The organism is Acinetobacter sp. GXMZU3951 (genome assembly GCF_054457875.1).
The window spans coordinates 1-24,367 of sequence record NZ_JBTLFO010000003.1 but is presented as its reverse complement, the minus strand read 5'-3'; the positions used below and the strand labels follow the sequence as shown (position 1 = coordinate 24,367).

At 42.9% G+C, this 24,367-nt stretch carries 26 protein-coding genes; 11 read left to right on the top strand and 15 right to left on the bottom strand.

The genetic code is table 11. The features are described from left to right. The first annotated feature begins 114 nt into the window (after positions 1-114). A complete protein-coding gene (locus ACX17N_RS05865; RefSeq protein WP_458891644.1) occupies positions 115-1,056 on the top strand; it encodes a DMT family transporter in 942 nt (313 codons plus the stop codon). Positions 1,057-1,135: 79 nt separating this feature from the next. Here ACX17N_RS05865 and ACX17N_RS05860 read toward each other — a convergent pair whose 3' ends face one another. The 4 genes from ACX17N_RS05860 to ACX17N_RS05845 form a co-directional block, all read right to left on the bottom strand. Continuing rightward, the gene (locus ACX17N_RS05860; protein ID WP_458891643.1) at positions 1,136-1,624 is read right to left on the bottom strand and encodes a hypothetical protein; all 489 of its coding nucleotides are present in this window, start codon (positions 1,622-1,624) and stop codon (positions 1,136-1,138) included. Positions 1,625-1,698: 74 nt separating this feature from the next. Beyond that, a complete protein-coding gene (locus tag ACX17N_RS05855) occupies positions 1,699-2,748 on the bottom strand; it encodes a linear amide C-N hydrolase (protein ID WP_458891642.1) in 1,050 nt (349 codons plus the stop codon). Beyond that, a complete protein-coding gene (locus tag ACX17N_RS05850) occupies positions 2,745-3,905 on the bottom strand; it encodes a TIGR00341 family protein (RefSeq protein ID WP_458891641.1) in 1,161 nt (386 codons plus the stop codon). The genes ACX17N_RS05855 and ACX17N_RS05850 overlap by 4 nt, the downstream gene beginning before the upstream one ends. 267 nt (positions 3,906-4,172) lie before the next feature. Continuing rightward, positions 4,173-5,423 (bottom strand): YihY family inner membrane protein, encoded by a 1,251-nt coding sequence (locus ACX17N_RS05845; RefSeq protein WP_458891640.1) that lies wholly within the window; start codon positions 5,421-5,423, stop codon positions 4,173-4,175. Between the two features lie 112 nt (positions 5,424-5,535). On the opposite strand from ACX17N_RS05845, the gene wrbA reads away from it, so the two are divergent. Further along, the gene (wrbA, locus tag ACX17N_RS05840; RefSeq protein ID WP_458891639.1) at positions 5,536-6,132 is read left to right on the top strand and encodes an NAD(P)H:quinone oxidoreductase; all 597 of its coding nucleotides are present in this window, start codon (positions 5,536-5,538) and stop codon (positions 6,130-6,132) included. 44 nt (positions 6,133-6,176) lie between these two features. Here the strand turns inward: wrbA and ACX17N_RS05835 are convergent, their stop codons facing one another. From ACX17N_RS05835 to ACX17N_RS05815, 5 genes are all read right to left on the bottom strand, one after another. After that, a complete protein-coding gene (locus ACX17N_RS05835) occupies positions 6,177-6,545 on the bottom strand; it encodes a hypothetical protein (protein WP_458891638.1) in 369 nt (122 codons plus the stop codon). 236 nt (positions 6,546-6,781) lie between these two features. Continuing rightward, positions 6,782-7,861, bottom strand: coding sequence for a sensor domain-containing diguanylate cyclase (locus ACX17N_RS05830; protein ID WP_458891637.1), 1,080 nt, complete (start codon positions 7,859-7,861; stop codon positions 6,782-6,784). A 260-nt stretch (positions 7,862-8,121) separates the two neighbouring features. Further along, the gene (locus ACX17N_RS05825) at positions 8,122-8,697 is read right to left on the bottom strand and encodes a xanthine phosphoribosyltransferase (RefSeq protein WP_458891636.1); all 576 of its coding nucleotides are present in this window, start codon (positions 8,695-8,697) and stop codon (positions 8,122-8,124) included. A gap of 90 nt (positions 8,698-8,787) precedes the next feature. Continuing rightward, entirely contained in the window at positions 8,788-9,501 is a 714-nt protein-coding gene (locus tag ACX17N_RS05820; RefSeq protein ID WP_458891635.1) for a DUF3108 domain-containing protein, read from the bottom strand. Positions 9,502-9,665: 164 nt separating this feature from the next. Then, positions 9,666-10,349 carry a hypothetical protein gene (locus ACX17N_RS05815; RefSeq protein ID WP_458891634.1) on the bottom strand — a complete coding sequence of 228 codons (684 nt, stop codon included), beginning with the start codon at positions 10,347-10,349 and terminating at the stop codon, positions 9,666-9,668. Between the two features lie 229 nt (positions 10,350-10,578). Between ACX17N_RS05815 and ACX17N_RS05810 the strand changes: the two genes are divergently transcribed. Further along, positions 10,579-11,460, top strand: coding sequence for an energy transducer TonB (locus tag ACX17N_RS05810; RefSeq protein WP_458891633.1), 882 nt, complete (start codon positions 10,579-10,581; stop codon positions 11,458-11,460). A 77-nt stretch (positions 11,461-11,537) separates the two neighbouring features. Here ACX17N_RS05810 and ACX17N_RS05805 read toward each other — a convergent pair whose 3' ends face one another. The 4 genes from ACX17N_RS05805 to miaB all read right to left on the bottom strand — a co-directional run bounded on the left by ACX17N_RS05805 (position 11,538) and on the right by miaB (position 14,987). After that, positions 11,538-11,837, bottom strand: coding sequence for an antibiotic biosynthesis monooxygenase family protein (locus ACX17N_RS05805; RefSeq protein ID WP_458891632.1), 300 nt, complete (start codon positions 11,835-11,837; stop codon positions 11,538-11,540). 78 nt (positions 11,838-11,915) lie between these two features. After that, a complete protein-coding gene (ybeY, locus tag ACX17N_RS05800) occupies positions 11,916-12,398 on the bottom strand; it encodes an rRNA maturation RNase YbeY (RefSeq protein ID WP_458891631.1) in 483 nt (160 codons plus the stop codon). Between the two features lie 18 nt (positions 12,399-12,416). Continuing rightward, on the bottom strand, positions 12,417-13,493 hold the full coding sequence (locus ACX17N_RS05795; RefSeq protein WP_100243262.1) for a PhoH family protein: 1,077 nt from the start codon (positions 13,491-13,493) through the stop codon (positions 12,417-12,419). A 39-nt stretch (positions 13,494-13,532) separates the two neighbouring features. Next, positions 13,533-14,987 (bottom strand): tRNA (N6-isopentenyl adenosine(37)-C2)-methylthiotransferase MiaB, encoded by a 1,455-nt coding sequence (gene miaB / locus ACX17N_RS05790; RefSeq protein WP_458891630.1) that lies wholly within the window; start codon positions 14,985-14,987, stop codon positions 13,533-13,535. Between the two features lie 407 nt (positions 14,988-15,394). Here miaB and ACX17N_RS05785 point away from each other — a divergent pair, with 407 nt between their 5' ends. The 5 genes from ACX17N_RS05785 to ACX17N_RS05765 all read left to right on the top strand — a co-directional run bounded on the left by ACX17N_RS05785 (position 15,395) and on the right by ACX17N_RS05765 (position 19,954). Next, positions 15,395-17,290, top strand: a complete 1,896-nt coding sequence (locus ACX17N_RS05785) for a lytic transglycosylase domain-containing protein (RefSeq protein ID WP_458891957.1) — start codon at positions 15,395-15,397, stop codon at positions 17,288-17,290. A gap of 28 nt (positions 17,291-17,318) precedes the next feature. Next, on the top strand, positions 17,319-17,984 hold the full coding sequence (locus ACX17N_RS05780) for a ribonuclease T2 family protein (protein ID WP_458891629.1): 666 nt from the start codon (positions 17,319-17,321) through the stop codon (positions 17,982-17,984). 171 nt (positions 17,985-18,155) lie between these two features. After that, positions 18,156-19,142 carry a malate dehydrogenase gene (locus ACX17N_RS05775; protein ID WP_016168548.1) on the top strand — a complete coding sequence of 329 codons (987 nt, stop codon included), beginning with the start codon at positions 18,156-18,158 and terminating at the stop codon, positions 19,140-19,142. A gap of 167 nt (positions 19,143-19,309) precedes the next feature. Beyond that, positions 19,310-19,567, top strand: coding sequence for a DUF2789 family protein (locus ACX17N_RS05770; protein ID WP_458891628.1), 258 nt, complete (start codon positions 19,310-19,312; stop codon positions 19,565-19,567). Between the two features lie 135 nt (positions 19,568-19,702). Next, positions 19,703-19,954 carry a DUF2789 family protein gene (locus ACX17N_RS05765; RefSeq protein WP_458891627.1) on the top strand — a complete coding sequence of 84 codons (252 nt, stop codon included), beginning with the start codon at positions 19,703-19,705 and terminating at the stop codon, positions 19,952-19,954. Positions 19,955-20,037: 83 nt separating this feature from the next. Here ACX17N_RS05765 and ACX17N_RS05760 read toward each other — a convergent pair whose 3' ends face one another. After that, a complete protein-coding gene (locus ACX17N_RS05760; RefSeq protein WP_458891626.1) occupies positions 20,038-20,565 on the bottom strand; it encodes a hypothetical protein in 528 nt (175 codons plus the stop codon). 59 nt (positions 20,566-20,624) lie between these two features. After that, on the bottom strand, positions 20,625-21,227 hold the full coding sequence (locus ACX17N_RS05755) for a 2OG-Fe(II) oxygenase (protein ID WP_458891625.1): 603 nt from the start codon (positions 21,225-21,227) through the stop codon (positions 20,625-20,627). Positions 21,228-21,342: 115 nt separating this feature from the next. On the opposite strand from ACX17N_RS05755, the gene ACX17N_RS05750 reads away from it, so the two are divergent. The 3 genes from ACX17N_RS05750 to ACX17N_RS05740 are packed head-to-tail and all read left to right on the top strand — an operon-like array spanning position 21,343 to position 24,177. Continuing rightward, the gene (locus ACX17N_RS05750) at positions 21,343-22,200 is read left to right on the top strand and encodes a 23S rRNA (adenine(2030)-N(6))-methyltransferase RlmJ (protein WP_458891624.1); all 858 of its coding nucleotides are present in this window, start codon (positions 21,343-21,345) and stop codon (positions 22,198-22,200) included. A gap of 46 nt (positions 22,201-22,246) precedes the next feature. After that, on the top strand, positions 22,247-23,071 hold the full coding sequence (pssA, locus tag ACX17N_RS05745; protein WP_458891623.1) for a CDP-diacylglycerol--serine O-phosphatidyltransferase: 825 nt from the start codon (positions 22,247-22,249) through the stop codon (positions 23,069-23,071). A gap of 32 nt (positions 23,072-23,103) precedes the next feature. Further along, positions 23,104-24,177, top strand: coding sequence for a DUF6670 family protein (locus ACX17N_RS05740; protein ID WP_458891622.1), 1,074 nt, complete (start codon positions 23,104-23,106; stop codon positions 24,175-24,177). The last annotated feature ends 190 nt before the right edge of the window (positions 24,178-24,367 follow it).

Sequence of the window (24,367 nt, the reverse complement as noted above, 5' to 3'; positions counted from 1 at the left end):
GATCACCTCCACCAGATTTTGCCTGAAAAATAGCATATTTTGTCTGTTTTGAAGTATATCTTATAAAAATGACAGAGCTATAGTGATTGCACTTGAATTTAGGTGGAGTAGAGCGTGAGTAATCGTCAGGCACTAGACAGTAAGGCCGCAAGCATCATGTTTGTGCTGTGTATTATTTGGGGCTTGCAGCAAGTGATTTTGAAAATGGCTGCACCAGATATTTCTGCCGTTATGCAAATTGCCTTGCGCTCAGGTCTGTCTGCACTGATGGTTTACCCCATGATTAAGTTGGCAGATGGGGCTTCTTTGTGGAGTCGTGATTATCTACCCGCAGGAATTTTGGTGGGGGTGCTCTTTGCGTCGGAATTCTTTTTGGTGGCGCAGGCTTTACGTTTTACTTCTGCTTCACATACGGTGGTGCTGCTGTATACCGCCCCGATTTTTGTGGCCCTAGGTTTACACTGGAAACTGCCTTCTGAGCGACTCAATATTGTTCAATGGAGTGGTATTGGACTTGCCTTTCTCGGCATCAGTGTTGCATTTTTATTGCATCCCGCAGGATCGCAAGCGGCCTCTGCAACGGCATTATGGGGCGATGCTTTGGCTTTGCTGGCCGGTATTTTATGGGCTGCCACCACCATTGCTGTGCGTTTAACCAAGCTGGCTGAAGCCCCAGCAACACAAACTTTATTTTATCAATTGCTGATCGCATTTTTGCTGTTATTCCCGTTGGCATTTGCCATGGGGCAGGCGACGATTCATTGGACGTCTTTTGCGATTGGGAGTTTGTTGTTTCACACGATTATTGTGTCTTTTGCCAGTTATTTAATTTGGTTTTGGCTGCTGAAGCATTATTTAGCATCGCGCTTAGGGGTATTTTCCTTTTTAACCCCATTGTTTGGCGTGATATTTGGTGTGGTATTGCTGGATGAAACAATCGAATTGAATTTCATTATTGGGACCATTTTGGTGATGCTTGGTATTCTGGTGGTGAGTTTGCAAGGTTGGGTGCAGTCACGTCATTTCTCCAAAGCCTTAAAAGCAGACCCGTCGTAATTTGAGTGTGCTATTTGCTTGCTAATAACATAAAAAAGCCTGTATATGACAGGCTTTTTTATGTTGATTGAGCGTCAGATTAAGGCTGATATAAATTGATGAAAGCACGATAGGCAGAGGATTCTTGTCCATTCCGATAGACGGCACGGGTAATATTGCCTTTATCGGTGACTAATTTCAGTTCAATATTTTTGGCATTTTTAAAAGTGCTTAAGAATGAACTCGGAACCACAATGTAATTCGATGAACGATGCGGAACCATGCGGTTGATATATTCATGCGTGGTGGCCGCCGTTGGCGTATAACTATACGGCTTCTGATCAATTAAGAAGACAAACTGCTGAATGTCGTAGTCTTCCTTGGCACTTGGCAGATAAGCGGTAATTTTTAAGTTACTGCGTTCTTGCTCGTTCCACGTGACTTTAATTGCAGGGCAAAGTTCATTTTGTGCACAAATGAGGAGTCCCGTAGAGGCAATATTGGACGTTTGTGTTGAAGGTGTAGATGCACAGCCTGCGAGTCCTAGCATGGTCGCAAATCCAAGTAATGCGGTGTTTAATCTTTTCATGTTTAACCCTTTTAAATATAAATAGTTTGTCGTGCTAAAGTATTTCCCCAAAGAAAATGAACTGACTTAGCCCATTATTCTGTTCCTAAAAATTGGAATGCTTTGCTTGTCTTAAAGTGTCTCGTGGCATCCCCAGCATAAACTCTGGCTTGATCTGCACCTAAATCGAGTTTCAGGACAGGTGAAGATTTAAAATCAATCGTCTTCAAATCGACCCAGAAGGTATTCGGTGAAACTGCCGATTCAAAAAAGTATAGCAAATTCTTGTGGTCAACAACCGTGCGCCAACGGGTTGATGAAATATTGGGTTCTTCTTCGGTATTTAGACCAAAAGGCACAGAGGCATTGCGAATCACGCTGAAGACGCTGGCAAGGCTGTGTTTGCTACTGGCATTTTTCGGAATGGCGTTAATATAAAAGGCAGCACGGGCAAAACGATCTGAGGCGCGGTTAGTGCCGGGTAAGAAAGTGGTTCCGCCAATCTGTTTCCAATATTCATTTAATGCGAGTTGTTCAGCAAAAATTGGTGAATTGGTCATGACCTGATATTGAGGACTATGATGAATGATTTGCTTGCCATTAATGTATTCAATAATGGCGCTATCCCCCGATGCATCGGAAAGCGACAGGTGCAAGGTGGCAAGTCGATTTTCCCCAGGAACATGGTCGGTCACCACAATAAAGGGTTCTTTTTCTAGGGCTTGAATGGCTTCCTTGACCGTCGTAAAATTGTCCAAAACGTATTGTGCCCACAGTGAAATACTCAAGGTGGGCTGAGTTTTATTTTTAATTTCAGGATATTGCGATTCGACCAGCCAAAGTAAATTTGCAGCAAGTCCTTTTTCATTGACGCCATCGGTGGTGGAGATGTCATAGCCTGTAGCCACCACACTGCCATATTTGGCTTTCCAATGTATCGATTGTGGTCCCGCTAAGCCACTTCGGGAAATGTTTTGCGGCAAAATCCATAAATTGGTGCCAACGTCGACTTTCCAGTCCATGGAGCGAGCGGTCATGACATTTTGATGATCACCATGATAGACCACTCGGGTGCAGGCTTGAACAGAGGTATCCAGTAATAAGCCAGCGCTGATGGTTGCCATGAAAAGTAAAGCTTTGCTCATGATTCATCCTGTTGTTTTAATATTTTTAGGGAGGGCTTTTCTGCTTTCGCTATATCTAAGGGAACAATTTTAGTGGGCTGGGTTTGAATAATTTGAACCGGAATAAAGCGAATCTGTACATAGGTGGGATGTCCTTTTCGGTCAGGACTTATACTGCGATTGAGTTCGTCAATTTTTGCGGTGGAGGGCGGTGCTACACCACGAATGAACACTCGGGCTAAGGTGAAATCCTGTTGGGAGTCAAATTGCACGGTATCAATAATATTGGTTTCGGTGTTCAGCTCTTGTGCCAGCTGGTCGGAAACTTTGGATTTATACAGTTCATTTTGAACAGAATAAATTAAGTTAAAAGTCAGATAGACGGCCAATATAAGCAGAATGATTAAACTGACCCAGTTGCGTTTCGCAAATTCAAGATATTTGCTTCGGACTTCTTCGGTTGATCCGCGTCTAAAGCCTGCAATCCACAGCACCATGGCTGAACTGACTTGAATAGCAATAATATTGGTAAAGGTTAGTAAAAAGGCATTGGCTGAAAGGGTAAATTCAGCTCGGGATAATAAAATACCGCTGGCCACCAGAGGGGGAACCAAAGCGGTTGCCACTGCGACCCCAACTACGGCAACGGACAGTCGGGGTGAGACCGAGGCAAATGCACCGGCAGCACCGCCTGCCAACGCAATCATCAGATCAAGTGAGTTGGGGTGGGTACGCGCCAAAATTTCATCGGTAATGGCAATATTGGGGTGAATAATCCCGATTACAAAGCCAATGCCGTAAATCATGATGATACCGAGCGCCAAGGTTTTAAAGGCGGTTTTGAACAATATCCAGCGGCTATCAATCAAGGCCAGTGAAATCCCAGCAATCGGTCCCAGCATCATCGCCACCAACATTGCACCGATAACCACCGCTGTAGAGTTACTGAGTAAGCCGTAGGCAGCAATAATGGCTGCCAACGCATTCATAATGAAAAAGGTTTTACTCGGAAGAGCATCTGCTTGAATATTGAGACGAACCTGCTTATGGTCGATAATTTTAGAATTTTCTCGCATCGCTTGTTGATAGCGCAGCTTTTCTTTTAGATGCTCGAATTGTTCCTGTTGGGGCTTGTCTTCATCAATAATGATGGTTGGGGTTTCTTTTTTGTCTGTCATGGCGATTTCTCAACTGAATCACGCTAACAAAAGCAGTACTTGTGGGGGTTCTTGTTTTAAATCTTGTGGTTTGAGTCATTTTATCATTTGGTTTAATTGTTATTTTAGATGCTTATTTGATCATTTTATAGCGTGGAATTGAGAGAATTACGTAATCAAAATTGCAAAAGCCGGTGCGAGGAGCGGCCGAAAAAATGCAGCAGTTCAGCGTTCAGTTGCAAAAGTACCGAGATCAATAGCAGTGATCTCGGTCATCTTTATAGTCACTTAGCGTTGTTCAAAAATACTGGCTAAGGGCATGGCCAGTTTTGCCGATAAATAGTCATCCGCTTCTTCAAAGGCTGGGCCAATGCGTTGCATCCACTCATGATCATCGGGGTGAATATTTTTTACATCGGTTCGGCGTGGCAAGGTGTAGGGGAGCTGTTTATAAAAGCTCCAGAAATCAACCTGAGTAAGATTACGAACCAAGACATATTCATTATTGTCGGTGCGCTTGACCAAGTTTTGCTGTTCGAGCAGTAATACATAAATTGGCCAATGTCCAATTTCTTCACGCCCAAGCACATCTAAGGCTTCTTTGTCGGACATGCTTTCCCCACTTTGTTGTTTTAGATAAAACAACTGGAGTAAATCGAGCAGCATAATCACGGGATGACGTTTCTGTTCTTTACCGGTGTAGAAGGCGGTTAGGGCATAGCTAATTTCTACCCCTAGCAGCACAATGTTCCAAGACAAGAAAATCCACAGTAGAAAAATCGGCAGCGCAGCAAATGCACCATAAATGATTTCGTAACTGGTGAAATTGGTCATGATAAACCCAAACAGGTTTTTCAATAATTCAAAAATACTGGCACTAAATATGCCTGCAATCATTGCCGCTTTGACAGGAACACTGCGATTGGGAATAGTCCAATACAAGATAAAAAATCCCAAAATAGACAGCGAAAATGAAATCAGCCAAAGCAGAAAGGCGCCATCAACTTCATAGCCCGCAAAGTTATTGCTCAAAATATTCATGGAGGCCACGGTAGAGGACAGCACAAAGGCACTGCCTAAAATAATCGGACCCAGTGAAATAATGGTCCAGTAGCGCATAAAACCAATCATTCCCCCCCGCTTTTCTTTAACCCGCCAGATCCGATTAAAGACATTTTCAATGCTGGTCAGCATCATCACTGTGGTGATAAAGAGAAATAAAACCCCGATGATGGTTAAGTTACTGGATTTATCGGTAAATGCGGACAGGACCTTGTCAAATGCGATGGTGGTTTTGGGTAAAAAATTACTGTAGATTAACTGCTGAAGTTGTTGCCGAGCTGGTTCTAATGCTTTTATTGATGAAATAATAACCAAAAAAACGGTGAGCATGGGTACCACTGCAAACAGCGTCGTATAGGTAAGAGAACCTGCTTGTTCGCGGCATCGGTCTGCTTCAAAACGTCGAAGGACAAATAAAACAAACTGAAACCAAGTCTTGCTGTAAAAAGGCAGTCGTACTAAATACTTTTCTATCATGCGTTTCTAGTCTCAATTCTTCATCATTTTATAGTGTATTCACGGCCAAGCTTAACCAAAAAGTTGGAAAAATACCGTATAGTTTTCATTTTCTGCTTAGAACATCACGATTATGCAACCTTATGTCCTTGTTTTATATTACAGCAAATATGGCTCCACCAAAGAAATGGCACATTTAATTGCTAACGGGGTAGAGTCAACAGGGATGGCGGTCAAGATTCGTACCGTACCCAATTTAGCCACAGTGGTGACCGAAGCCGAGGCGAGTATTCCGGCTGAAGGGGATATTTATTGTAGTTTGGAAGATCTGCAATATTGTTCGGGTTTAGCTTTAGGTTCGCCCACGCGCTTTGGCAATATGGCCTCTGAAATGAAATATTTTTGGGATCAAACCACCAGTTTATGGTTAAGTGGTGCATTGCATGACAAGCCTGCGTGTGTCTTTACGGCTTCTGGGTCGATGCATGGCGGTCAAGAAAGTACGTTGTTGACTATGCTGCCCCCCCTGTTTCATCACGGCATGATGATTATGGGGTTGACCAATGCGCATGCGGCTTTATCGAATACCAAAACTGGAGGAACGCCCTATGGTGTTAGTCATGTGAGTGGACCACGCCATGACCAGCAATTGAGTCAGGATGAGAAAATCTTATGTGAGGCGCAGGGCCGCCGTTTGGCGACCATGGTGCAGCAACTACAGTCTGCTTAAGCTAGAAAAATGTAAATTTGCCAGAAGTCATCGCAATAAGCTTGCTATGACTTTTCTACCTGTGCTTTGAAACGATGTTTACATTTTAAACATTTAAAATCGAGAAAAATATTCTTATCAATCACGACGCCCGCTTTTTTGCCAAAATAGTTGCCCAAAAAGCCGCCGGTAATGCCGACACTGATACCCCCAATAAAGGTTCCGACGGTTCCTCCGACAATTACTCCGAGTGGCCCCGCGACGGCACCGATTGCAGCTCCCGTCGAAGCTCCTGTTGCAGCTCCACCCACGGTGCCCGCTGCGACACCCGCAGAACCCAGTAAAAGACCGCTGGCTTTTTTCAGGTGTTGATCGTGGTCGCGTTTTTCAATTTCGCTAGAGCCACATTTGGGACAGAGAATCGTATTTTCCATAGATGATTTGCCTTTGCGTACTGTAACTTCAAATAAAGGGTCACAGCATAGTTTTATGAAGATCACACAGGCAAGCAGGACAACCCTGTATTGCTTGCACTTATCCTAAAAAGGGTAAGTATATGGATCTAGAGTAAATTCTAAATAAAAAACAGACTGATGTGTTTATAGGAGTTGTAAAAAATAAACCAAACCGACCTCAATCATGAAGAGAGCATGAAATCTGTTGATGTGTTTTATCGTCGTCCGATGGCATCCTTAAACACAGGAGGATCAAAATGAACCCGATTACGTCCTGCTTGTTTGGCTTGATATAAGGCTTTATCGGCGCGTTTTAATACGGCTTCTGCATCGTGATCCGATGTTTGTGCGGCAGCAACACCAATACTGACGGTAAAACAAATGACCTCTTTCTGATAGGGGAGCTGCATCGCTTCAATGGCCATCCGCAGTTGTTTAAACAGTCTAATAGCGTCTTTCGGTAAGCGTGCTGGCAAAATAATGGCAAATTCTTCACCACCAATACGCGCCAGAAAATCATGTTCACCCAAATAGGCTTGAATATTTTCACACATGCGCTGTAGCACATAATCTCCAGCCTGATGACCATAAAAGTCATTCAAGGTTTTAAAATGATCAATATCAAGCACTCCAATACTGAACGGGGTATTGTTGCTAAAAAACAGCAGCATATTTTGGTCGCTTTCCTGAGCAAACATGCGTCGATTGAATGTGCCTGTCAGCTCATCGGTCGAGGTGAGTTTTTGCATATCCTGAATTTGCAGATGTAATCTAATATTCAGGGCAATCCAGTTGGCTAAACATTGTAAGCGCATGGCTTGCTCTTCGCTGTAATGGAACTTGGCCTGATCGGCAACATTTAAGGTTCCCAAGCAGATGCCGTTATGCAGTAAAGGCGCATCCATACAAGACCCCATGCCATGTTGGGCCAGTATTTGGCAATCTAGTTCCTCAAACTGGCTTAGATCGTCACAGATTCGCAAACAGGCGGTCCGAAATACGCGTCCAACGAAGGTATTCTGAATTGGCATTTGAAAATTGAGCGGAATCGCATGATTACCTGAAATGGAATAGAGTTTTAGAAAGTCATGGTCATCGTACAGGGTGATGCTGGTGCGTTCGGCCTGAAATACATGGGAAATCCAAAATGCGATTTTGTCGAGAAGACTTTGTAGGGAATCTGTTTGTGCAAGGTCGTGAATAAAATTGGCAGGCAACTGAATATATTGATTGTGGCTAAGTTGGTTGAGTTGACTGGGGGTATAGGCGCGCTCTGCATCGTGATTGTTGTTCATTGACACATAGTTCTCTGAATTAAATGGTCAGTATTGGGTATTATTTTGCAGTACTCAGGCATGCGTTATGGTCAGTGACTGGGCGAATCACGAAGGTTGATCATAACGAGCTTAAACCCGGCTTTTATAGTAAGTGTTTTTTGTGACTTTTTCAGGAAAATTGTGAAACCGGTCAGGATAAGCAGATCGAGTTGTTATTCTTAAAATTGTAGCCATAAAAAAGAGCGCAACAGCGCTCTTTTTAAATCAGCTTGCAAGGCTTAGTCGCGTTCAAACTCGACTGTACCGTTCGCTAAAGATTTCACGCGAGCAAGAGACTCTACGCGATAGCCTTTTTCTAACAATAAAGCACGACCAGGCTGGAATGATTTTTCAATCACAATTCCAATCCCGACAACTTCTGCATTGGCTTGATGAATTAAATCAGCCAAACCTAAAGCGGCTTGACCATTGGCCAAGAAGTCATCAATTACTAAAACTTTATCGGTTGCACTGATGTGTTTGTTTGAAATCGCAATGGTGCTTTCAATCTGTTTGGTAAAAGAGAACACCTTAGAACGGTATAAGTCATCTTTTAAAGTTAAAGACTGATACTTACGTGCAAAAATCACAGGCACACCGAGTTCTAAACCAGCCATCACCGCAGGCGCAATTCCTGAAGCTTCAATCGTAATGATTTTGGTGATGCCCGCATCTTTAAATAGACGCGCAAATTCTTGACCAATCTGTTGCATCATAACTGGGTCAATTTGGTGATTTAAGAAAGAATCGACTTTCAGAACTTGATCAGAGAGAACGATACCTTCTGCTAAGATTTTTTGTTCTAGTGCGTGCACGGGAGAATCCTCGGGGGCAGGTGCTTTTTCAAGCAAAAGCGTATTTTAAAAAGCACCTGAAAAAAATCAAGTAGAAATCATCAAAATGGCTTAATTCATGGGGCCTTTATAGTCAGTTAGCAATAAACCATAAGAAGACTTCCCATCTTGGTGGCTGACTTTAACAGGGAGGTAATCCAGTTTCGGTGCGAGCCAGAATGTGGTATCACGGCCAGGTTTATCATGTTTCATCACCACTTTCACGGTATCAAAGGTACCGTAAGCGGTTTTGACTTTTTCTGAACCTTGTTTAATAAACTGGCGCGACTCGACTTCTTTGGCATCGGCAATTAAATATGACGATTTCATGCCTACACCCTTTAAGTCCTCACGGATTTGCAATTCAGCATTGAGTTCATCCAGAGTACCTGCCTTCCAAGCAAAAGAGCGTGCTTTATCGTCTTTTTTGGTGTTGATGGTTTTTGCACTTGGATTGAATTTAATGCTCATGGTGTTGTTATGCACTAAAATTTTGCTGGTACGACTAAAACTGTTCGAATTGATTTTACCGGCATTAAAGCTAAAACGGCTGGTTTCAGAAGCAGAGGCGATGGCACCTGCTTTGGCCGCAAAAACATAGGTCCAGTTATTGCCAGACTTGCTTAAGGTACGAGTTGCCGAGCCCATGTTTTTGCCATTGTAGTTAAATTGATAACTTGCTTGGAATGGACTCATGGCGAATGCTTGGCTCGAGAAGCCTGTAAATAGCAATGTAGAGGCAATGCCTGTGGTCATTGCTATTGTTTTTAAAACATTGTTAGCCATTGCTGAAAGTGTTCCTATGAAGTTTGAAATAAGTGTATCTAAAGATTACACCAGTTTATTATGCCGCAGCATTATGAAGATAAAATCTGCTTTTCAGTGCAAAATGTATCTGTACTGTAGTCTTTTACTTATGGCTACAGCACATTGTTTTACAGAGCGTCAGCTTATCTATTTTTTTGTTTAATCGGTGTGACTTGGGTCTCAGGAATGCCTTGGTGCGCCCAATCGTCAATTTCATCTTCCGACATTTTGCCAAACAAGGCGGCCAGATTTACATTACCCAAAACCACCAATTCGGCTTCGCGTAACACGGCATGATTGACATGGACTTTGCTTAAGGTATCAATAATTGAACGTTGCTTGCCGAGCCAGCGGTTTAAGTCTAAATGTAATAAATCATCTTTGACTTTAATAACATTCAATTTTTCTAAAATCATGCCCAACGGATCTTTGTTGAGAATTTTTTGATAAAAATACAGGGCTGCTTTGAAGCCTATTTTTTGAAATACATTTTGAAATTTCGCTTCGATCACTTGCGTGTCACTGATCTGCTCAAACACAATCAGCTGCATGTCTTTATTCATTTCCATTTGCACAAGCTTAAGATCCACCGACAGGGTGGTATACAGCCCTTTAAATTCTAAAGTGGCATATAGTCGGAGCCAGTCATCATGCAAATCGGCATGTAAATCTTTCAGCATTTTCACATTGTCGGTCACAAAGCGCTGAAAGGTGGCGTTCAGGAAAACTTGCGACAGGGGAAATTCGCGCTCATCCTCAATAAAGCCCTCAGCTTTTTGGTACACTTGATGTAGCCGTTTAGAAATATTGGAAAGTAGCGTTTGCATAAAGGCATCCTAGCAAGTGAATCTACAGGCTTTCGATTAATTTTGCCAAATTGTATTTAAAATACAAAAATTCAATCTTGCAGTTTAGCAAAATTAATTGCACCATTTTCAGTATTTTAATGCAGTGATTCTGTTGTATTGATGAACTTCAGGTTTTATCAAAATAATAGCAACCAAGTCAAAATTTTACTGTGCATGCAGTTTGGGGAAGGCAGTTTGTCGCTTACATATGATACTGAATAGAATAAATTATACGCCTTTATTGCGCGCTTGGTGGAAAGATCCGATTTTTACAACAGCGGTTATTCTGGCACTGGTTTTACATGTGTTGATTTTGGCGATTCAATTCGCGGCACCGACACAACAAGATGCCACAGTCAAAGAAATCGCCGTGACTTTACGCCCCAGCGAACAGAAAATTGAACATGCTGACTTCTTGGCACAGGCCGATCAGCAAGGTTCGGGAACTTTTCGTGAAGCACATCGTATGTCGAGTGATATGCCTGCACCTATGCTAGATCAAAGTGCGGGTGAGCAGCAAATGGAAACGTTGCAAAAGACACAACAAAAGCGTGAGTTGAATTTTGAAGAAAAAGTCTTAATGACGACGCTCAGCTGGCAAAAGCAAGCCGAGAAAAATCGCCGTAAAAAAGCCATGGAAGAGCTCAATAGCCAGTTTCAAGCCAAAGCCGCGATGGTTGCTAGTTTAGAGGCCCAGTATCTGCAACGTCAGCAAAACTTTAGTCGCCAACAGAAAATTAAAACGGTCGATGGAATTCAGGCCAAGCAAGATGTGACCGCAGCCTATATGGAAAAATTCAGACAAAAAGTCGAATTTTACGGGAACCGCTATTATCCAGAGCAGGCCAAGCAACAGCGTTTAGCGGGAGAGGTACGTTTGATGGTGATTCTGAATCGTAATGGCGGCATACGCGCGATCCGTTTGATTGAAAGTTCAGGGCATGAATTGCTAGACGAGGCGGCGAAAGCTTCAGTGCGTAAGGCGGCGCCATTTACAGCTTTTGACAGTCAGATGAAGGATATTTCGGAATTAAGAATTGTACGTACTTGGCGTTTTGATCCTGCTGAAGCAGAGTTTGAAGTGCATTAATTTAAATAAAAACCATTAAACCAAATTGAGCTCTCAAGTGAATCACTGAGGGCTTTTTTGTTGGGTCTCATACACACCTAGGAGGGTACAAAGGCATAACGACGCTCAACCTTGCAAATCTCGACACTAAAGAATTGGTACCAGTGTTCTTTAGCAAACTGCTGTGCGACTTGGTGTTCTGCATCTTGATGCCACGCCTGAATGTCACTCAAGCTATACCAATAAGACAATGCGATTTCAAAATTTTGCTCTGAAATGGTTTCAAATTTTTGGCAATTAAACTGGGTGAGTGCTTTTTCTCGTAGCAATTGTGCGGTTGCATAATATGCGTGATCTAAGGTTTTGGTTTTAGCTTTAAAAATAACCACATAATTCATCGCTGTCCCTTCTGATTTTGCTCAGTACTGTGATGCCCGATGACATAAAAAAGCGAGCCGAGGCTCGCTTTTTAAGATTTAGTCTTGTTCTAAATACGGATTTTCAAAACCCAGTTTGGCGAGGATTTCGATTTCCAAGGCTTCCATTTCTTCCGCATCTGCTTCAGAGGTTTCATGGTCATAGCCCATCAGATGCAACGTGCCATGCACCAACATATGGGTGAAGTGGGTTAGAGGTGCCTTGTTTTGCTCTTGCGCTTCTTGCAGCACAACAGGTATACAAATCACCAAGTCACCGATCGGGAATGCCTCAAGGACTTGTGCCATCTCATCTGGCAAATCACTGGGAAAAGACAACACATTGGTCGGTTTGTCTTTGCCACGATATTCTAAATTCAGTTTATGGCTTTCATCATTGTCGACACAGGCAATACCGATTTCACAATCACTTTGGGTATCGATATGACGTAAGCTGGTTTCGACGACTTTTTTGATATAAGCACGTTTCAGCACCAACTCGGGTGACTGAAACGATTGTTGTAAGGAGAGGCTAAGTTTCAAAAGGAGTCCTTAAGGCGGTTAATCTTGTGCATCCGCAGCGGCATCATTTTCGGCAATTAACGCTTCTTGACGGGCTTTGCGCTCTGCACGTGCTTCAGCACTCAGGCGTTGTTGTTCGCTGTCCCAACCTTCGTAAGCTTCTACGATTTTTTGTACCAGTTGATGACGCACCACATCACGTGAATGGAAGCGGGTAATATGAATTTCTTTAATGTTTTCAATCACACGAAGTGTATGTGCAAGGCCAGATTGCTGACCACGCGGTAAGTCGACCTGCGTGATGTCCCCCGTAATCACGGCACGCGAACCAAAGCCTAAACGCGTCAGGAACATTTTCATTTGTTCAGGCGTGGTGTTTTGTGCTTCGTCCAGAATTACAAAAGAATGATTGAGGGTACGACCACGCATATACGCTAGCGGTGCAACTTCAATCACTTGACGTTCAATCAACTTTGCCACTTTTTCAAAACCGAGCATTTCATACAAGGCGTCGTACAAAGGGCGTAAGTAGGGATCGATTTTCTGGCTTAAATCACCTGGCAGGAAACCGAGTTTTTCACCGGCTTCAACTGCTGGACGCACCAATAAAATCCGTTGAATTTCATTGCGTTCGAGCATGTCCACAGCGGCAGCAACCGCAAGATAGGTTTTACCTGTCCCTGCAGGACCAATACCAAATGAAATATCACTTTGTAGAATCCGCTGCACATAGCGGCGTTGGTTTGCACCACGTGGATTAATCCGACCTTTACGGGTTTGGAGATAGACATCTTCTAAACCCGTGTGTTCATTGTCAGAAAAATCTGCTTGAATTTCACGGTCAGTCTGACTGCCTTGAATCATCATGTGGATGACGTCGGCAGTAATTTGTTGAGAGGTTTCAGCTTCTTCATGCAGACGTTGCAAGAGTGTCTCGGCTCTCTCGACTGCATCAATCTCCCCATCGATGTAGAAATAATCACCTCGATGGGAAATTTGGACATCTAGACGTTGTTCGATTTGTTTCAAGTGACCGTTATAAGCACCGAGCATGCTCTTTAAACGCTCCATTGAAATACCAGGAAAAGTTACTGTACGTCGAATCGCTGCAGTCAAGTGAGTTCCTTTATGGTAGCTTGGGTCTATACCCTTACATTACGCCACGTCAGGCTCAAGATTCAAGAGTTCACCATAAACTAAATTCAAAGTTTTAATTTCGGTAATCTCAATCTCTGCAAAGCGTCCGACCCACGCCGCATCACCAATAAATGTTACGAAACGTGTATTGTCGGCTGTACCCATTAATAAGTTCGGATCTTTATCCGAAACTTTTTCAATTAACACCCGTTGGATTGTACCCAGCATCGCATCAGTCTTTTCAATACTCGATTGCTTAATCCACTTTTGCACCTTGGCTAAACGCTCTTTTTTCACATCTTCAGGCGTGGTGTCTTCTAGTTCAGACGCAGGTGTCCCCGGACGTTTTGAATAGACGAAACTATAGGAATGGTCAAAGTCCATATCTTGGATGAATTGATAGGTTTCTTCAAAGTTCTCATCCGTTTCACCTGGGAAGCCGATGATGAAGTCGCTGGATAAATGCATATCTGGACGAACTTTGCGTAACTTGGCAATCTTCTCGATATACACGTCAATGGTGTGGTTACGCTTCATGGCTTGTAATACAGCATTCGAGCCACTTTGCACTGGTAAATGCAGGTGTGAAACCATTTGCGGCAAGTCACGGTAGCATTGAATTAAATCGTCATTAAACTCAAGCGGGTGCGAGGTGGTATAACGTAAACGACCAATCCCTGGAATTTCTGCGACTAGACGTAACAGATCAGCAAAGGTACAGATATTGCCTTCAAAGGTTTCACCGCGGTAGCCATTCACGTTCTGACCTAAGAGGCTGATTTCACGCACGCCTTTTTCAGCTAGCGTCGCGATTTCTGCCAATACATCATCGAGTGGGCGAGAAACTTCTTCACCACGGGTGTAGGGCACGACACAGAATGAACAGTATTTTGAACAACCTTCCATAATTGACACAAAGGCTTTGTAACCTTCAACGCGTGGTTCTGGTAAGAAGTCGAATTTCTCAATATCTGGGAAAGAAATATCCACCAGTTTGATTTTGTCTTTCTTGGGCTTTTCAATTTGTGCAAAATGCTGATCGAGCATTTGTGGCAAACGGTGCAAAGTTTGTGGACCAAAAATCATGTCGACATAGTTGGCACGCTTTTGAATGTTGTCACCTTCTTGCGAGGCAACACAACCACCCACACCAATAATCAGATCAGGATTTTTGTCTTTCAGTTTGCGCCAACGACCCAGCTTGGAAAATACTTTTTCTTGGGCCTTTTCACGAATCGAGCAGGTATTCATGAGTAGAATATCGGCGTCTTTCGGATCTTGAGTTAGCACATAACCATGTGAATCGCCAAGTAAATCTGCCATACGATGACTGTCATACTCATTCATCTGACACCCTTGCGTTTCGATATACAGTTTTTTAACTGAACCGTCGGCTGGGGTGTGCTGTGGCTGGGTAACAGTGTTTTCTGAGGCAGCGTTGGCACCATCTGGAATGAAGGTTTGAACCGTCATGTAGGCTCCTAAGGGTAAAGCGGAGAAACGTGTATCCACTGTCTCTGAATTAAGCTGGCATGGTGTTTTTCAACACGGGCGAGCAGGGAAACAGGAGAAAACACGATGAAAATTAATGAAGGCGCATATTTTAGCAGGATTTACAGAAAAACGGACAGCTTTAAATATCAACGCAAAAATATTGATTTATGAAGCAAAAATGTTTGAAAATTAATATTGCCTTATCAGAAGGTTACACAACACAACAACAGCATGCTGAGAGAATAATCTACACTAGCAGCAGAATGAGGTGTTCGCATTGAGATTAGGTCGACTAGGTAAAAATACAGGATGAAGGCACACGTATGTTAAATCAGTGGTTCGATAAAAAAAATTATTATCACGTACTTGCATGGAGTGTGGCTTCAATGGGTCTGCTGGGTCAGGCCTATGCAGCAGATGAACAATTCAATGATGCCTTACAAGCCGCGAATTCGGGCAATGTTGAACTGTTACAACAGTACCAAGCGTCAATGCAAAATGATGTTTTGGGCTATTACCCAGAATACTGGACCTTGAATGCCAATCTAGGTTTTCAGCCAGCCAATAACATCATTAACTTTGCGCGACGTTATCCGCAATCGGCTATGGCGGAAAAATTGGCGGCAGATTATGTCGAAGAAAAAGTTAAACAGGCTGATTTTAATAGCGCACAACCTATACTGCCTTATGTCACCAATGCCGATCAAGCCGAGAGCTGTGCAGTGGCACAGGTTCGGGCAAAAACTGGGGATGCATTAGTATTTGCTGAATATAAAGATGTGTGGCTTACCACCAATTCACAACCAGAGTCCTGTACCGGCTTGGCACGCATGATGCTGTCTAGCCCGTTAATGACCGAACAAGACAAACAGCAGCGTTTATGGGTTTTATTACGGGCAGGACAGTCGGGACAAGCTGTTGCGACCGCACAGACTCTCGGGCTGAATTTGAGCTTGGCACAGTTGAATCAAATTCAGGCCGATCCTTTAAATTATGTTTGGTCTGCACCAAAAGCGACAGCAGAAGATCAAGCCTACCTAATTTTTGCCATGGGTCGCATGGCTGATAGTGATTTGGATGCGGCCATTTCCTCTGTTCAGCGAGCGGCACAAGGGATGCCCGAACAGGCACAAAAAGCTTTGTACCGTGCGGTGGGTTATGTGGGTGGCACCACGGTCATGAAAAATAATTTTAAACGCGAAGTACTAAATAATCTGGATGCCAGTTATGGATTGCCATTTAGCCCAGAAGAAGCTGAAATTTATGCACGTCAAGCCATTCGCTTTGGTGCATGGGAAAGTGTGATTCGTGCCATTGATGCCATGAGTGTCAATCAAAAACAAGAAGACCGTTGGCAGTATTGGTTGGCACGTGCTTATGAGCAACGTAATGATGCCAAGTCAAAGCGTGCGGCACAGGAAATATTTCACAAGCTTGCCCAAGGCGATGATTATCATAACTTGTTGGCGAAAGATCATGTTGGACAGCGCTATAGCTCCATTCCTGCCAATGTTCAGCCAAGCAATAGCGATATTCAACGCTTGAGTCAGGATATTCATTTTAATCGTGCTTTTACTTTGCGAAATGTGAATGCTCCAGACAGTTACGTCAATCGCGAATGGAATTGGGCGGTGCGACAAGCCTATTTAAAACATGATGATGGTTTGCTTTTGGCTGCTGCTAAACGGGCAACGGATATGGGCTGGTATGATCGGGCCATCTATGCGGCGGACCGTACCGAGCGTAAACATAATTACGCCTACCGTTATGCCATGCCGCACCAAAGCTATGTCGTGAGTCACAGTCAAAATGCAGGTATTGACCCAGCTTGGGCCTATGGACTGATGCGTCAGGAAAGTCGTTTTGTTTCTAGCGCACGCTCTCATGTTGGAGCGGGGGGCTTAATGCAGATTATGCCTGATACGGCACGACTGGTTGCGAAGCAGATGGGGGAAACCTATAATCCTGCCGCGTTAACGGATATGAATACCAATATTCGTTATGGGACATTCTATCTGTCGATGATTAATAGCCAATTAAGCGGTAATCCTGTGCTGGCAACAGCGGGATATAATGCGGGGCCGAATCGTGCTCGTCGCTGGCAACCGGATGATCGTCCACTGGCTGCAGACCAATATACTGAATCGATTCCATTGAATGAAACGCGGGACTATGTCAAACATGTCATGACCAATGCGACCCATTATGGTGTGTTGTTAGGTCAAGGTGCACAGTCGATTACCAATCGTATGCAGCTGATCCCGTATCGTGGTACCCCATAAAATAGATGTGCGAAAAGGTTTAGCATTGATGTGGTTTAAACAAGTTCAACAAACAGGGATTCAAATAGTACTGCTGTTTATCGGTGGTCTAGGCTGGTCTGTTTGTTCACTTGCAGCTAGTGCCGCATCACCCTCTACGCCGTTGGGCTATGTCATGGAAATTCAAATGACCCCGGCCATGTGTATGTTGGATAGCCAAAGAAGCAAAAAACGGAAATGCTTGGAAGGCTATTCACTGAATATTGTTGGACTGTTGCCTGAAACAGCACAACGCAATTGTGAAACATCAAGCTCAGCAGCTCTTTCCCCGCTTCAAGCCAAGGTGGTGGCCAGAGTCATGCCCGATGAAAATGCGCGTGTGCAACTTTGGCGTTCTATTGGTGGTTGTGTGCCGATGGGGGCCAGTCAATATTTTCGTACCATTATTAATTATGCCGAACGGCTAAAAATTCCTGCGGAACTGTCCAGTCCTGAAACAAAAACGGTGACGCAAAATCATATCAAGTTGCAATTTTTACGTCTGAATCCGCGTTTGCCGAATGGCGGCATTCAGTTAGGCTGTCAGAGTTATCGGGGTGAAAACTATCTGACCAAAGTCAACGTTTGTTATAAAACTAATGGACAGTATAAACAATGCTCATCTGCCGTGATTGGCAATTGCCCAACCCAGATCACGATTAAAGGGTCGTATTAATTTTTTTGTGACTGGCGATTTATATTTTCTATCAGACTTTTGTTGAAATTGACGCTCTTTTTTATGCATATCCTTAAGGATTGGAGTACAATCTTTGCCGTTTATGATAATTCGATGAAAACGGACAGACCCGTTTAATCATATTAACGATCCTCAATTGGAGATAATTACATGAAGCAACCTGTTCGCGTTGCCGTTACTGGCGCAGCTGGTCAAATCGGTTACAGCTTATTATTCCGTATCGCTAGCGGTGAAATGCTTGGTAAAGACCAACCCGTTATTTTGCAATTGTTAGAAGTTCCATTTGAGAAAGCTCAAGCTGCGCTTAAAGGCGTAATGATGGAATTAGATGACTGTGCTTTCCCATTATTGGCTGGCATGATCGGTACTGATGATCCTAAAGTTGCATTTAAAGATGCAGACTACGCGTTATTGGTTGGTTCACGTCCACGTGGTCCTGGTATGGAACGTGCTGACTTGCTTAAAGTGAACGGCGAAATCTTTATTGGTCAAGGTCAAGCACTTAACGAAGTTGCTAGCCGTGACGTTAAAGTTCTTGTAGTAGGTAACCCTGCGAACACGAATGCTTACATCGCAATGAAATCTGCTCCAGATCTTCCAGCGAAAAACTTCACAGCAATGTTACGTCTTGACCACAACCGTGCGTTAACTCAACTTGCTCAAAAAGCGGGTGTTGCTGTTTCTGACATCGAAAACATGACAGTTTGGGGTAACCACTCTCCAACAATGTATGCTGACTACCGTTTTGCAACTGTAAACGGCGAAAGCTTAAAAGACAAAATCAACGATGCGGCTTGGAACAAAGACGTATTCCTTCCTACAGTGGGTAAACGTGGTGCTGCGATCATCGAAGCACGTGGTTTGTCTTCTGCTGCGTCTGCTGCTAACGCTGCAATCGACCACATGCGCGATTGGGCTCTTGGCACAAACGGCAAATGGGTAACTATGGGTATTCCTTCTGACGGTTCTTATGGTATTCCTGAAGGCGTAATGTTCGGTTTCCCTGTTACAACTGAAAATGGCGAATACAAAATCGTTCAAGGTCTTGAAATCGACGAATTCAGCCGTGAGCGTATCAACTTCACTCTTAATGAGTTAGAAGAAGAGCGTGCAGCAGTTGCTGACATGGTGAACTAATTTAATCTTCATTGATTAAGTTAAAAAAGCATCCTCCTTGAGGGTGCTTTTTTTATGGCTGAATAGAATCAACAAAAAATAACATGCTGAAAAAATATACAGAATGATTTTATTGTGCCATTCCGTTACTTTGAAAAGAGAACAAGAACCAATGTGAGGGCAGAATAATGTTTGATGTACAACCCACCCTAGAACTGCTATTTGAACAGTTAGGTTTAAGTGCCAGTGAAAGTGATATCGATCAATTTATCCGTGAGCATCAATTGGGCGCTGATGTCGAGCTACATCAAGCCAGTTTTTGGACAGATTCGCAGCGAGAATTTCTACACAGTCACTGGGACAAAGATGATGAATGGGCCATTGTGATTGACACCCTAAATGAACAGCTGCATGAAGATACTGGAACCATGAATATTAGTGGCTAATACAGGCTGTAGTGATTTTTCGTAGTTCACAAAAAGCTACAACAAAGTCTCTACAGCCTCTTTTTTTGTCTGTGTAATTCTTATAAGTTAATTAAATAATAAATTACAGATGAATTGATAAGGGGTAGGGCGATCATGAAGAACAATCCATCCTTAGAGTTACTGTTTTCACAATTAGGTTTAGCCAATAGTTTGGCGGCAATAGAGTTATACGTGCGTACACATCAGCTTCCTGCACACTTGTCCTTGCATGAAGCACCGTTTTGGAATAAGTCACAGCGCGATTTTCTGATCAGCCATCTGGTTCAGGATGATGATTGGGCGATTTGGATTGATGAACTCAACCAACAACTGCATATGGATGCCTCTAAATTACAAATGGCTTAAAACAGTCAGCAAATTGCGAATCTAATTGCCCCGTGACCGATAAAAAAAGCGCCTGTATTGGCGCTTTTTAGTGGGTTGTTTTTTTAATGCAATTTTTGCTGGGTCAGTTGTACAAACCATAAGGTTTCACGGTACGGCTCAAATGCAGGGTGTTGATGTAATAGGAAAGAATCAAACTCAGCCGTTTGGCTATATTTTTTTAACCAATGACGACTTAAAGCCGTTTCATTTTTACAGGCACTGGCATAAGCAAGGAAGAAATACACATCACCATGTTCATGCACGGTCAGCGGTTTTAAAATCTGCTGGGTAATGAGGGCAAAGCGCAGCTCTTTGGTAATTTCAAAATACAGCATATAGGCTTTGGCCAAATGCAAAGACAAATTTAAATACATGCGTAATGGCATTTCTTCAAATTCAATCCGCCCTTGCTCTAGTAACACAATAGCTTCTTGTAAGAAATGTAATTGTTCTTGGCGTACACGACTCAGCGTGACTAATGCTAAACGCAAATCTGCACGTTCTAAAGCTAAATCAGGGGTATTACCTTCCAAATACATTTGGTCAGTTTCGCCAATTCGTGCAATGATTTGCTTTGCATCTTTAAGCATTGGTGCTGTCCTCTTGGGTTAAGTTGGGTATATGTGGTCAGTGCGCAGAATTTAAAGGTCTACCAGATGGAGTTACCACTTCTTAACCATGCCGTAATGGATAAACGCTGATGTTTGGCTTCAACTACTTCATGCAGCAAATCACTTTGGAATAACGCAATCCGATTCGGCTGAGGTTGAATAATGTGCCATTCGCCATTTTTATCTTGCAAGCGTAGCTGACCACCCCAGTCGTCTTGCCAGGTTTCATGTAGATAGTAAACGACAGAGATGACACGATCATTTTTTTGTTGTGGATTGTCACGGTGTAGAGCATAAAACTCGCCAGCATGGTAGCAAGCGAAATGGGCTTCGACTTCGCGAATACCGAAATAAAAAGCTTGGTTCAGTGCTTCAGACAAGAGAGATAACGTATCGACATGTTGTTGGGCAATGCTTAATTCGGGTTGAATCCATAAAATATGATCGCTGCGAATTTTACTGACCACGCCATTTTGAATGGCAGCCTCCCGAAACTGATTTAAGTGTGAGCTGCATTCCTGCACCAAATCAGCCACATATTCAGCAGGGTAGGCTTGATCAATCAGTGCAAAACCATGTTGATCAAGATCATTTAGGACTTGATCGATATTCCATGAGATAGGAAGCTTGGAAGCAAGCATAAAAGCACAACTCAAAACAAGAAAACAGAACCGCTTTATTCTAGAACAACATATCCATCGGAATGAAACTATTTTTCATGCTAAAATACCCATTGATTTTAGGAATTAAACAGCAATGAATTACCGTCACCATTTCCATGCAGGCAACTTTGCCGATGTCATGAAGCATGTGTTATTGCTTCAGCTTTTGACTCGACTCAATGCAAAAGATAAACCATATCGCTATGTTGATACGCATGGTGGTGCAGGTAAATATGACTTATCTACCTCTGAAGCACAAAAATCAGGTGAGTTCTTAAATGGTATTCACCGTCTAGTTAAGCTGGATGACTCTGTGAAACGCACTGCGCCTGAAGGCGTGCAGCAATATTTAAAAATTGTTGAAAAAATGCGGGGGAATTTTGGTAAAGGTGCATATCCTGGTTCACCGTGGTTTGCACTGGAAGGCATGCGTGAGATAGATAAAGCCACCATTTTTGAAATGCAGCGTGATGTATTTCAGCAATTGCGTCATAACATTCATGACAAACGCGCAGGCTTGCATGAGCGCGATGCCTATGAAGGTCTATTGGGGGTCATTCCTCCGAAAGAAAAGCGTGGCTTGGTAATGATTGATCCACCCTATGAGTTAGAACGTAAAGACTTCCCGCAATTGGTTGAACTCTTAGTTGCGGCTTATAAAAAATGGCCAACAGGGGTGTTCGCTGTTTGGTATCCAATTAAAGACCGCGCCATGATTGATCGTTTTGAGAAGAAAATGTTCAAAACGGGTATTCGCCGTCAGTTGATCTGTGAAGTCTGCGTATGGCCAGATGATACGCCAGTCGGTCTAAATGGTTGTGGTTTATTGGTGATTAACCCACCATGGAAATTCTCGCAAGATGCCGATGAAGCATTACAATGGTTATTCCCACACCTACGCATGCAAGAACATGGTGGTCATGCTGCCGTGCGTTGGTTAGTTGGCGAATAATTACTAAATATAAAATAAGTTAGGTTGCAGATTAGGATATAAAACAATGACAAACAGCTCGAAACCTGAAAGAGAGTTAAATGCTCCGGAACATGACTACGATGGGATTACCTTTGAAGTCGTAGAGGAGGAGCATACTCAAGAAGGGCATAAGGTCAAGCGTCGTGGTATTTATCTGTGGCCTAACTTAATTACCACTGCGGCATTGCTGTCTGGTTTTTATTCTATTATTGCCAGTATGAATGGTGATTTTACCCAAGCCATTTATGCGATTTTTCTTGCCGCATTATTTGATGGTTTAGATGGTCGTGTCGCCCGTGCTATTGGTGCGCAAAGTGCCTTTGGCGAGCAATTTGACTCGCTCTCAGACTTGTTGGCATTTGGTGTTGCACCAGCAATTCTGATGTATAGCTGGAGTCTGCATGATTTAGGCCGTATTGGTTTGGCCTGCTGTTTTATTTATACCGCTTGTGCGGCATTCCGTTTGGCGCGCTTTAATGTACAAATTGGTGTGGTTGATAAACGTTATTTTATTGGGGTTGCTAGTCCATTGGCGGCCGTGATGATTATTTCCATGGTCTGGGTCGGGCGTGATTTCCCAGCAATTTTCAATTTGAATGAATTAGGTGTTCAGATTGTGAATGCAGCCATTATTGTGTCTGTTGGATTATTGATGATCTCTAACATCAAATATTATTCATTTAAAACAGTAGACCGTCGTCGAGTGCCATTCGCCGTCTTGCCGATAGCCGTTTTTATTTTGGCGGCAATGACCTATAACATTCCTGTGGGCATTTTAGTGATTTCGATCATTTATGCACTTTCAGGTTTTGTTACCACCTTTTTAGCTCGCAAGCAGAGTGTGAGTTAATTATGGATTGAGCTGTGATGAGGAGCTAGGTTATGCAATTGTTTCAAGATTTTTTAGATCGCTCCAAACAATTGAATCTGGCTCTCAAAAAGCCGCAGCTTCATTTTCATGCCCCGACCAGACAATACAAACTCATTTACTTCGGGGTTATTCTTCCCAATCTGCCAGCTCCTTTACATTATTTGAATTTCATTGGCTTATTTGCTGCCACACATGCACCGATGTTACGCAATGACAGTGCTATTCAAACCTCAATTGCAGATACAGCCATCCTGTTCAGTAGTTGTAGTCCGCATATGGTTGGACAGTTACGTAGCTACTCGATTGATCAAGATTGCTTTTTAACTAAAAATTTACTGCAATTTTCCAGTGTTGAGCATATCTCTGGAAATTTGCCACACTTAGAAATACAACGCGAAGACAGTGAATTAAGTTTTCAGCTTCAAGTGCATACGACTCAACATGTGAGTTACTTTAATAAAATGCGCATGGGCTTGGGAGAGCACTGGTCTACACGATGCTATTGTGAAGGACATCTGGTCTATAAAGAGCAGACCTATAAAATTGCACATCAAGGTGTGTTTGAATTTGCACGTGCCATCCAGTTTCCCTATTTACCCTTGGCATTCTTTACCTATCAAATTATTCAACTCCATAATGGTGATCAACTCCTGATGGCGCAAACACGGGACAGTTTTAACCGTATTGTGCAATCACGTATGTATCTCAAATATGCCAATGTAGAACGTACGGAGTTGTTTGATGCAAATGTGCAATTTCATGTGCATCGTGTTTATCCTAAAGTTGTGACTCCAAATGGACAGAGCATGTATCTACCGCGTGAGTTTGAATGGCATTATCAAAATAAGCGAGGAGATGTAATTCAGGTACAGGCACAAAGTCGTGGCGATTTTAAATTCGGTTTGGCTGCGGGCTATGTCGGCAGTTTTCAATACCAAATCAAAATTAACGCGAGAGAAGAAAGCGGTGAGTCAGGCTATTGTGAATACGTAGATTGTCGTGCGCTGAAGTGGCAGGAGAAAAATCAAAATGAAAAAATATGGGATAATTTAGCGGCTTCTGTACCTTTTATGCTCAAAAAATAAAGAAAAAACCCATTTTAGTTTAAAAAACGTCCACTCAGAAGAATAAGTTAAAAAAGGGGGTTGCAACGGATCTGAAATGCTGTAGAATGCACATCCATCGGCGGTGATGCAGATAAAAACTTGTTGATTAACAAGGATTTAGCGAAAGAGTTAAATTTTTAAGTTGATTGAATAAGTTTTAAAAATATCG

Coding starts and splice junctions, on each gene's coding strand:
- ACX17N_RS05740 (WP_458891622.1), top strand. CDS start 23,104: ATGCAATTGTTTCAAGATTTTTTAGATCGCTCCAAACAATTGAATCTG.
- ACX17N_RS05750 (WP_458891624.1), top strand. CDS start 21,343: ATGAATTACCGTCACCATTTCCATGCAGGCAACTTTGCCGATGTCATG.
- ACX17N_RS05755 (WP_458891625.1), bottom strand. CDS start 21,227: ATGCTTGCTTCCAAGCTTCCTATCTCATGGAATATCGATCAAGTCCTA.
- ACX17N_RS05830 (WP_458891637.1), bottom strand. CDS start 7,861: ATGAACAACAATCACGATGCAGAGCGCGCCTATACCCCCAGTCAACTC.
- ACX17N_RS05780 (WP_458891629.1), top strand. CDS start 17,319: ATGTGGTTTAAACAAGTTCAACAAACAGGGATTCAAATAGTACTGCTG.
- ACX17N_RS05810 (WP_458891633.1), top strand. CDS start 10,579: ATGATACTGAATAGAATAAATTATACGCCTTTATTGCGCGCTTGGTGG.
- ACX17N_RS05845 (WP_458891640.1), bottom strand. CDS start 5,423: ATGATAGAAAAGTATTTAGTACGACTGCCTTTTTACAGCAAGACTTGG.
- ACX17N_RS05820 (WP_458891635.1), bottom strand. CDS start 9,501: ATGGCTAACAATGTTTTAAAAACAATAGCAATGACCACAGGCATTGCC.
- ACX17N_RS05815 (WP_458891634.1), bottom strand. CDS start 10,349: ATGCAAACGCTACTTTCCAATATTTCTAAACGGCTACATCAAGTGTAC.
- miaB (WP_458891630.1), bottom strand. CDS start 14,987: ATGACGGTTCAAACCTTCATTCCAGATGGTGCCAACGCTGCCTCAGAA.
- ACX17N_RS05805 (WP_458891632.1), bottom strand. CDS start 11,837: ATGAATTATGTGGTTATTTTTAAAGCTAAAACCAAAACCTTAGATCAC.
- ACX17N_RS05785 (WP_458891957.1), top strand. CDS start 15,395: ATGGGTCTGCTGGGTCAGGCCTATGCAGCAGATGAACAATTCAATGAT.
- pssA (WP_458891623.1), top strand. CDS start 22,247: ATGACAAACAGCTCGAAACCTGAAAGAGAGTTAAATGCTCCGGAACAT.
- ACX17N_RS05770 (WP_458891628.1), top strand. CDS start 19,310: ATGTTTGATGTACAACCCACCCTAGAACTGCTATTTGAACAGTTAGGT.
- ACX17N_RS05860 (WP_458891643.1), bottom strand. CDS start 1,624: ATGAAAAGATTAAACACCGCATTACTTGGATTTGCGACCATGCTAGGA.
- wrbA (WP_458891639.1), top strand. CDS start 5,536: ATGCAACCTTATGTCCTTGTTTTATATTACAGCAAATATGGCTCCACC.
- ACX17N_RS05775 (WP_016168548.1), top strand. CDS start 18,156: ATGAAGCAACCTGTTCGCGTTGCCGTTACTGGCGCAGCTGGTCAAATC.
- ACX17N_RS05765 (WP_458891627.1), top strand. CDS start 19,703: ATGAAGAACAATCCATCCTTAGAGTTACTGTTTTCACAATTAGGTTTA.
- ACX17N_RS05850 (WP_458891641.1), bottom strand. CDS start 3,905: ATGACAGACAAAAAAGAAACCCCAACCATCATTATTGATGAAGACAAG.
- ACX17N_RS05835 (WP_458891638.1), bottom strand. CDS start 6,545: ATGGAAAATACGATTCTCTGTCCCAAATGTGGCTCTAGCGAAATTGAA.
- ACX17N_RS05855 (WP_458891642.1), bottom strand. CDS start 2,748: ATGAGCAAAGCTTTACTTTTCATGGCAACCATCAGCGCTGGCTTATTA.
- ACX17N_RS05760 (WP_458891626.1), bottom strand. CDS start 20,565: ATGCTTAAAGATGCAAAGCAAATCATTGCACGAATTGGCGAAACTGAC.